Origin of the sequence: Streptomyces sp. NPDC059371, from assembly GCF_042751995.1 — a bacterium.
GTDB lineage: Bacteria > Actinomycetota > Actinomycetes > Streptomycetales > Streptomycetaceae > Streptomyces.
This window is the reverse complement of the sequence record NZ_JBHYXD010000091.1, coordinates 26,770-35,462: the sequence shown is the minus strand read 5'-3', so window position 1 is coordinate 35,462 and position 8,693 is coordinate 26,770. Positions and strand designations below refer to the sequence as shown.

Below are 8,693 nucleotides of genomic sequence, written 5' to 3'. Positions count from 1 at the left end.
GTCGCCCCATCTCCCCCTCCCCGGGGGTCGGCCCCGGCGCTCGTCGCGCCCCCCCCCCGGGCCCCCCCCGCGGGGGGGGTCTTCCGCGGAAACGGGCCTGTGCGGCCTGCGGGCCGTGCGGCGCGGCGGCCGGGCCGGGACGGGGAGTCCCGGCCGCGGGCCGAGGAGTCCTTACGCGGCGGAGCTGCCGGCGGAGCCGGTGCCCGACGACTTCGTGCCCGAGGACGACGAGGCGGACGCCGACGACGAGGACTTCGTGTCCGAGGTCGCGGACGTGGACGGCTTGGACGCCGGCGCGCTGCTCGACGAGGAGCCGCGGCTGTCGTTGCGGTAGAAGCCGGAGCCCTTGAAGACAATGCCGACGGCCGAGAACACCTTCTTCAGGCGGCCGCTGCAGTTCGGGCATTCGGTCAGGGCGTCATCGGTGAACTTCTGCACCGCCTCGAGGCCCTCGCCACACTCGGTGCACTGGTACTGGTAGGTCGGCACTTGTCTTCCTCCTGGCACTCTCACTCAGTGAGTGCTAACGACGGTCCATACTGACGTATTCCGCGAGATCAGTCCACTGTCACCGGCACGCGGTGACCGACGCCACGTGCGACGGCACGGCTCGGGGCGTGTGCGACAAGGCGTGAACGCAGTGCCACCAGGGTCGCCAGAGCCAGTGCCGTACCGGCCATCGGCACCAGGAACCCGGCGCCGCCCCAGAGCCTGTCCTCGAGCTGTCCGGCGACCGTGACGGCCGCCGCCTGGCCGAGCGCGACGGCACCGGTGAGCCAGGTGAAGGCCTCGGTGCGGGCGCCCTGCGGCACGAGGCTCTCGATCAGGGTGTAGCCGGTGATCAGGCTCGGGGCGATGCACATGCCGACCACGAGGCCGAGGCCGGCGAGCACGATCACCGAGTTCGCGGCCCACAGCCCGGAGGCGGCCAGCGCGAGGGCGGCGTACCCGACGACGAGCCGCCGCTGCGGGGCCACCTTCCAGGCGACGGCGCCGCAGACGAGGCCCGAGAGCATGTTGCCGGCCGCGAAGACGCCGTACAGGACACCGTTCAGGCCGGGCTCGCCGATCGACTCGCTGTACGCGGCCAGCGAGACCTGCATGCCGCCGAAGACGGAGCCGATGCCCAGGAACGTCATGATCAGAACGCGCACTCCGGGGATCCGCAGGGCGGAACCGTGTTCCACGCGCGCGGGCCCGGCGGCGGAGACCGCGGGCTGTGTGCTCTTCTGCGCGGCGAACAGCAGACCGCCGACGAGAGTCAGTGACGCCTCGGTCAGCAGGCCCGCGGCGGGGGCGACGGCCGTGCACAGCGCGGTGGCGAGCAGCGGGCCGAAGACGAAGGTCAGCTCGTCGGTGACGGACTCGAAGGCGGCGGCGGTCGACATCAGGGGCGAGCCCTGGAGCTTCACGCCCCAGCGCGCCCGCACCATGGGGCCGACCTGCGGCACCGAGGCGCCGGTGGGCACGGCGGCGGCGAACAGCACCCAGAGAGGGGCGCCCGCCAGCGCGAGCGCGGTCAGGGAGAAGCCGGCCGCGGCGTGCACGAGGACGCCGGGGAGCAGGACGGCCCGCTGGCCGTGCCGGTCGGCCAGACGTCCGGTGAAGGGCGCGAACAGCGCCATGGAGACACCGGTGACGGCCGCGACGGCGCCGGCCGCCCCGTACGAGCCGGTGGTGTGCTGCACGAGCAGCACGATGGAGATCGTCAGCATGGCGAACGGCTGACGGGCGGCGAAGCCGGGGAGCAGGAACGTCCAGGCGCCGCGGGTGCGCAGCAGTTGTCCGTATCCAGGGCGGGAGGTGACCGTGGATGCCACGGCCGTGCCTTTCTGCCGCCTGGTAGCGCGCCCGTGCGGGGGGCGCCGAGAGCTGTCCTCTTGCGCGGATCTGCGGTAGATACCGGCGCCCCCTGCGGGAGGACGTCACGGCCGCCATACGGTCGCGCCAGCTCTGCGTCAGGCAGAGTTGGTTCGATCAAGGTGTGTGTTCATCGTACAGGGGGTGGCCGTCATGGCGGGCCTGTGAAAAAGAGCACTCCGCGGTCGTGAGCCTGTGAATGCCCTTCGTCTTCGCGTTTTCGTTCGATGTGTCGTAAGCCCGGCGAGGTTCCATAAGAGGCGCGTCCTGCTGCTTCTTAAGAAGCAGCAGTCTCTTCAAGAAGCAGCAGTCGCGTAGGAAGCCGCAGCTTCGCAGGAAGCCGGCCGACGGTCCGGAGGCCGCCTCACAGACCTGTTCTGTGCTGGGTCCGGTGTTCCTTGCCGCCGTCGTCGATGCCCAGCCAGTCGGCGAGCTTGCCGCCCTGGCCCACCGCGCGGAGGCGTCGCTCCGTCGCGTCGCGGACCGGGTCGGTCGCCACGACCAGCAGTTCGTCGCCGAGCCGCAGCACCGTCGTGGGCATGGGTACGAAGGACTTCGACTCGCGGACGACCAGGGTGACCGCCGCGCCCGGGGGCAGCCGCAGCTCGCCCACCTCGACTCCGTGCATCCGGGATCCCTTAGGGATCGCGACGGACAGCAGATGGCCGCGCAGCCGCTCCAGGGGTGCCGATTCGATGCCCAGGTCGGCGGCCCCCGCGGAGTCGCCGAGGTGGAGCTTGCGGGCCAGCCAGGGCAGGGTCGGGCCCTGGACGAGGGTGTAGACGACGACCAGGACGAAGACGATGTTGAAGATCCGCTTGCTCTCCGCGACTCCGCTGACCATCGGGATCGTCGCCAGGATGATGGGCACCGCACCGCGCAGGCCCGCCCAGGACAGCAGCACCTGTTCCTGCCACGGGATGCGGAACGGCAGCAGGCCCGCGACCACGCTCAGCGGCCGCGCCACCATCGTCAGCACCAGGCCGATGACGAGGGCCGGGACGATGTCGTCGCCCATCTCGTGCGGGGTGACCAGCAGGCCGAGCAGCACGAACATGCCGATCTGGGCGATCCAGCCGAGCCCCTCGGCGAAGCCGCGCGTGGCGGGCCAGTGCGGCAGCTTCGCGTTTCCGAGGAGCATGGAGGCGAGGTAGACGGCGAGGAAGCCGCTGCCGTGGGCGAGCGCGCCGGCGGCGTAGGCCGCGACGGCGATCGCCATCACGGCGATCGGGTAGAGGCCGGAGGCCGGCAGTGCCACGTGCCGCAGTCCGTACGCGCCCAGCCAGCCGACCGCGACACCGATGGCGGCGCCGATGCTCAGCTCCAGCGCTATCTCGCCGAGCAGCTGGTACCAGTGTTCCACCGGGCCCGCGGTGGAGAACGCGACGACCAGGATGACCACCGGGGCGTCGTTGAAGCCCGATTCGGCCTCCAGGATGCCCGTCACGCGCGTGGGGAGGGGGATCTTCCGCAGGACGGAGAAGACCGCCGCCGCGTCCGTCGAGGAGACGACCGCCCCGATGATGAACGCCTGGTGCCATTCCAGGCCGATCAGATAGTGCGCGCCCGCGGCCGTGACGCCGACGCTCACCGCGACGCCCACCGTTGCCAGCGAGGAGGCCGCCGGCAGGGCCGGTCTGATCTCCTTCCACTTCGTGCCGAGTCCGCCTTCGGCCAGGATCACGACCAGGGCCGCGTACCCGATGACCTGGGTCAGTTCGGCGTTGCTGAACTGGACGTCGCCGACTCCGTCCTGGCCGATCGCGACGCCGATCCCCAGGTACACGAGCAGCGTGGGAAGCCCGCTGCGCGAGGAGATCCGGACCGCCGCCACCGCGACGAGAAGGACGAGCGAGCACACGAGCAGGAGCTGGTTGAGGTGGTGGACAGTCAGGGGCTGTTCCTTTCTCGCCGATCCGGTGCCGCGGGGGCGGTCATCCGGATCCGAGCACCGGAAGCCGGCCACTTCAGTGCAAGTACTTCGTTACCTTACCTAACTCTTGACGTTTTCTTGACGTTCCCGGAGGCAAGATCGAACAGTCGTGCTTCCCGGTTTCCTACTCCGCGTCAAGGCGTGGTTGGCCCTGCGCCTATGGTTGCCCCAGCACTCCAGGACCGCCTGCCGCTCGCGTTAGGACAGCAAGGACAGCGATGCCCCCCAACACCACCGCCTCTTCCGGCCAGCAGCCCGGCAAGTCCGGCAGGAAGAAGGGGCGCAAAGCCCGACTGTTCTTGATTGTCCTGGTTCTCGCCATCATCGGAGGCATCGCCTTCGGCGCGTACTGGAGCATCAGCACGGTGCGGGCCTCCTTCCCGCAGACCAAGGGATCCATCCGCATCGACGGGTTGTCCGGGCCCGTGACCGTGCAGCGCGACGGCAACGGGATCCCGCAGGTCTACGCCTCGTCCGACGAGGACCTGTTCATGGCCCAGGGCTTCGTCCAGGCGCAGGACCGGTTCTACGAGATGGACGTGCGCCGCCACATGACCTCGGGCCGGCTCTCCGAGATGTTCGGCGAGGGCCAGGTCAAGAACGACGAGTTCCTGCGCACACTGGGCTGGGACCGGATCGCGAAGAAGGAGTACGACACCAAGCTGTCGTCCTCCACGAAGAAGTACCTCCAGGCGTACTCCGAGGGGGTCAACGCCTACCTGAAGGGCCGGAGCTCCAAGGACATCTCCCTGGAGTACGCAGCCCTCGGCTTCACCAACGACTACAAGCCGACCGAGTGGACCCCGGTCGACTCGGTGGCCTGGCTCAAGGCGATGGCCTGGGACCTGCGCGGCAACATGCAGGAGGAGATCGACCGCTCCCTGATGACGAGCCGGCTCGGCCCGAAGCAGATCGCGGACCTCTACCCGGAGTACCCGTACAGCCGCAACAAGACGATCGTCCAGACGGGCGCGTACGACAGTGTCACCGGGACGTACAGCTCCTCGGGCACCACCTCGGCGTCGAGCGCGGGCACGGGGCTCGCGGGCAACACGGAGACGCCCTCCGGGTTCCAGAGCCAGCTCTCGGGGCTCTACAACGTCCTCGACGACCTGCCCACCGCCGTCGGCGTTAACGGCAACGGCATCGGCTCCAACTCCTGGGTCGTCGCCGGAAGCCGCACCATCACCGGCAAGCCGCTGCTGGCCAACGACCCGCACCTGTCGGCGTCGCTGCCCTCGGTCTGGTACCAGATGGGCCTGCACTGCACCGCGGTCTCCGCGAAGTGCAAGTACGACGTCTCCGGATACACCTTCGCGGGCATGCCCGGCGTGGTCATCGGCCACAACGCCGACATGGCCTGGGGCATGACCAACTCCGGGGTCGACGTCACCGACCTCTATCTGGAGAAGATCACCGGCGAGGGCTACGAGTACGACGGCAAGGTGCTGCCCTTCACCACCCGCAAGGAGACGATCAAGGTCGCGGGCGGTGACACCAAGACGATCGTCGTCCGGCAGACCCAGGACGGGATGCCGCTGCTCTCCGACCGTGACGACGAACTCGTCCAGGTCGGCAAGAAGGCCACGGTCGACGCGGAGGCGCCCGACCGGGGCGACGGCTACGCGATAGCACTGCGCTGGACCGCGCTGGACCCCGGCAACACCATGGACGCCGTCTTCGCGATGGACAAGGCGTCCGACTGGAGCGAGTTCCGCAAGGCGGCCGCGTCCTTCGAGGTGCCGTCCCAGAACCTGGTCTACGCCGACGGCGCCGGCGCGAGCGGCAACATCGGCTACCAGCTCCCCGGCAAGATCCCCACGCGCGCCAAGGGCGACGACGGCTCGCTGCCCTCGCCGGGCTGGGACTCGAAGTACCGCTGGACCGGCTACATCAAGCAGTCCGCCCTGCCCTACGAGTACAACCCCAAGCGCGGCTACATCGTCACCGCCAACCAGGCGGTCGTGGACCCGGACAAGTACCCGTACACGCTCACCACGGACTGGGGTTACGGCACCCGCAGCCAGCGGATCACCGACCTGCTCGAGTCGAAGACCAGGGGCGGCGCCAAGATCTCGACCGACGACATGCGCCAGATGCAGCTCGACAACAGCAGCGAGATCGCCAAGCTGATCGTGCCCAAGCTGCTCAAGATCGACGTCCCCGACAAGGACGTCCGCGAGGCGCAGAAGCTCCTGGAGGGCTGGGACTACACCCAGGACGCCGACTCCGCGGCGGCCGCGTACTTCAACGCCACCTGGCGCAACATCCTCAAGCTCGCCTTCGGCAACAAGCTGCCCAAGGAGCTGCGGGTCAAGGGCCAGTGCCTGTCGGTCGAGCGGGTCGACACCACGGGTCCCGCGGACGAGGACCAGACGGTGCGTGAGTGCGGCGAGCGTGAGCCGGACCAGGCGCAGCCGGACGGCGGCGACCGCTGGTTCGAGGTGATCCGGAAGATCATCGACGACGAGCACAACGACTGGTGGAAGCTGCCCAGGACGCGCACCGAGAAGGCGAACACCACCCGGGACGGCCTCTTCCTCCGGGCCATGGGTGACGCGCGCTGGGAGCTGACCGCCAAGCTCGGCAAGGACATCGACACCTGGAGCTGGGGCCGGCTGCACCGCCTGTTCCTGAAGAACCAGACCCTCGGTACCGAAGGCCCCGGCTTCCTGCAGTACATGCTCAACCGCGGCCCCTGGAACCTCGGCGGCGGCGAGGCGACGGTCAACGCGACCGGCTGGAACGCGGCGGGCGGCTACGGGGTGGTCTGGGTGCCCTCGATGCGGATGGTCGTCAACCTCCAGGACCTCGACAAGTCCAAGTGGATCAACCTCACCGGCGCCTCGGGGCACGCCTACAGCGCGCACTACACCGACCAGACGGAGTTGTGGGCCAAGGGAGAACTCCTGCCGTGGGCCTTCAGCAAGAAGGCCGTCGACCAGAAGACGACCGACACCCTGGTCCTGAAGCCCTGAAGCCCTGAAGCCCTGAAGCCCTGAAGCCCTGAAGCCCTGAAGCCCTGAAGCTTCGGCGGCCGTCGGCGCCGGTGTCCTCGCCGTGCTCGGCGCCCTGAAGCCGGCGCTTGACGAAGTGGGGGGGCGCCCGGCGGGGGGGGGGGGGCGGGGGGGGTGCGCCCCGGGGCGCCGGCCCCCCACCGGGGGGTTTTCCCCGAGGGGCCCGCGGCGGGGGGGGGCGCGGCCCACTTCGCGTCCGCCGCTCAGGGTCCCTCGTTCGCTGTTCGGCGTCCGCCGTTCGCCACTCGCTGTTCGGCGTCCGCCTCCCGTCAGCGGAAGCGGCGGACGCCGGAAGGAGTCACCACCGCGTGGACGGGCCGGTCGTGCGCCTCCTCCGGGACCCGGTCGACGACTTCGGTGTCGTACAGGAGCACCACCAGCGCCGGTTCGGCGCCCGAGCGCTCCAGACGGGCCAGCACGCGGTCGTACGAGCCTCCGCCGCGCCCCAGCCGCATCCCGCGGGCGTCGACGGCGAGGCCGGGCAGCAGAACGGCGTCGGCGTCCTGGACGGCCTCCGGCCCCAGCCGCTCGCCCGCGGGCTCCAGGAGGGCCATTTTCCCGCCGTGCCGCACCTCCGTGAGGGAGTCCGGCCCCGTGTACGCGCCCCAGTCCAGGTCGTTGTCCGGCAGCAGGACCGGCAGCAGGACACGCACCCCGCGCGCGTGGAGCGCGTCCAGGAGGGCGAGGGTGCCCGGTTCGCTCCCCACGGACACATAGGCGGCGACTGTGCGGGCCTGCGCCAGTTCGGGCAGTTCCAGAGCGCGGGCGGCGAGCGCGGCGGCGGTCTCCCGCACGTCACCGGCCGTCAACCCGTTTCTCACCAGCAGGAGTCCTCGCCGCAACATTCGCTTGTCAGGCTCTGGTTCACGTCCGCCGTGTCTCACAGGTGACTCCTGTAGTTCTCTTAATCAGCTCATATGAACGTGAATTAACCGGAGCCACAGATTCTGCACATAGCCACCGGTTATGGTTGCGGACATGACTGAGTCACAACCCAGGATCACCAAGGCTGTCATCCCCGCGGCAGGCCTCGGCACCCGGTTCCTGCCGGCCACCAAGGCCACTCCCAAGGAGATGCTGCCGGTCGTCGACAAGCCGGCGATCCAGTACGTGGTCGAAGAGGCCGTGTCGGCGGGTCTTGACGACGTCCTGATGATCACCGGACGCAACAAGCGCCCCCTCGAGGACCACTTCGACCGCAACTACGAGCTGGAATCGGCCCTCCAGAAGAAGGGCGACGCGAGTCGCCTCGCCAAGGTCCAGGAGTCCAGCGACCTCGCGACCATGCACTACGTGCGCCAGGGTGACCCCAAGGGCCTCGGCCACGCCGTGCTGTGCGCCGCCCCGCACGTCGGCCGCGAGCCCTTCGCCGTACTCCTCGGCGACGACCTGATCGACCCCCGCGATCCCCTCCTCGCCCGCATGGTCGAGGTCCAGGAGCGGCACGGCGGCAGCGTCATCGCGCTCATGGAGGTCGCGCCCGAGCAGATCCACCTCTACGGATGCGCCGCCGTCGAGGCCACCGACGAGGGCGACCTGGTCAAGGTGACCGGTCTGGTCGAGAAGCCGGACACGGCTGACGCGCCCAGCAGTTACGCCGTCATCGGACGTTACGTCCTCGACCCGCACATCTTCGACATACTGCGCAAGACCGAGCCTGGCCGCGGCGGCGAGATCCAGCTCACCGACGCCCTCCAGCAGCTCGCGGCGGACGAGAAGGTCGGCGGCCCCGTGCACGGCGTCGTCTTCAAGGGCCGCCGCTATGACACCGGCGACCGCGGCGACTACCTGCGTGCCATTGTCAGACTCGCATGCGAACGTGAGGACCTGGGCCCGGACTTCCGGACCTGGCTTCGCAGTTACGTAGCCGAGGAGATGTAGGG

Annotated in this window: 6 protein-coding genes; 2 read left to right on the top strand and 4 right to left on the bottom strand. The window is 69.6% G+C overall.

From position 1 onward, the window contains the following. Positions 1 to 171 precede the first annotated feature (171 nt). The 3 genes from ACFXGX_RS34120 to ACFXGX_RS34110 form a co-directional block, all read right to left on the bottom strand. Positions 172 to 489: an FmdB family zinc ribbon protein gene (locus ACFXGX_RS34120; protein ID WP_384799200.1), complete on the bottom strand. Its 318-nt coding sequence runs from the start codon at positions 487 to 489 to the stop codon at positions 172 to 174. A 68-nt stretch (positions 490 to 557) separates the two neighbouring features. Beyond that, positions 558 to 1,820 (bottom strand): MFS transporter, encoded by a 1,263-nt coding sequence (locus tag ACFXGX_RS34115; protein ID WP_384799197.1) that lies wholly within the window; start codon positions 1,818 to 1,820, stop codon positions 558 to 560. Positions 1,821 to 2,224: 404 nt separating this feature from the next. After that, complete coding sequence (locus tag ACFXGX_RS34110; protein WP_384799194.1) at positions 2,225 to 3,826, bottom strand: potassium/proton antiporter; 1,602 nt, start codon at positions 3,824 to 3,826, stop codon at positions 2,225 to 2,227. Positions 3,827 to 4,011: 185 nt separating this feature from the next. Between ACFXGX_RS34110 and ACFXGX_RS34105 the strand changes: the two genes are divergently transcribed. After that, complete coding sequence (locus ACFXGX_RS34105; RefSeq protein ID WP_384799191.1) at positions 4,012 to 6,771, top strand: penicillin acylase family protein; 2,760 nt, start codon at positions 4,012 to 4,014, stop codon at positions 6,769 to 6,771. 308 nt (positions 6,772 to 7,079) lie between these two features. Here ACFXGX_RS34105 and ACFXGX_RS34100 read toward each other — a convergent pair whose 3' ends face one another. Continuing rightward, positions 7,080 to 7,655 (bottom strand): 5-formyltetrahydrofolate cyclo-ligase, encoded by a 576-nt coding sequence (locus ACFXGX_RS34100; RefSeq protein ID WP_384799188.1) that lies wholly within the window; start codon positions 7,653 to 7,655, stop codon positions 7,080 to 7,082. A 133-nt stretch (positions 7,656 to 7,788) separates the two neighbouring features. Here ACFXGX_RS34100 and galU point away from each other — a divergent pair, with 133 nt between their 5' ends. Then, a complete protein-coding gene (galU, locus tag ACFXGX_RS34095) occupies positions 7,789 to 8,691 on the top strand; it encodes a UTP--glucose-1-phosphate uridylyltransferase GalU (protein WP_384799185.1) in 903 nt (300 codons plus the stop codon). Positions 8,692 to 8,693: the final 2 nt, after the last annotated feature.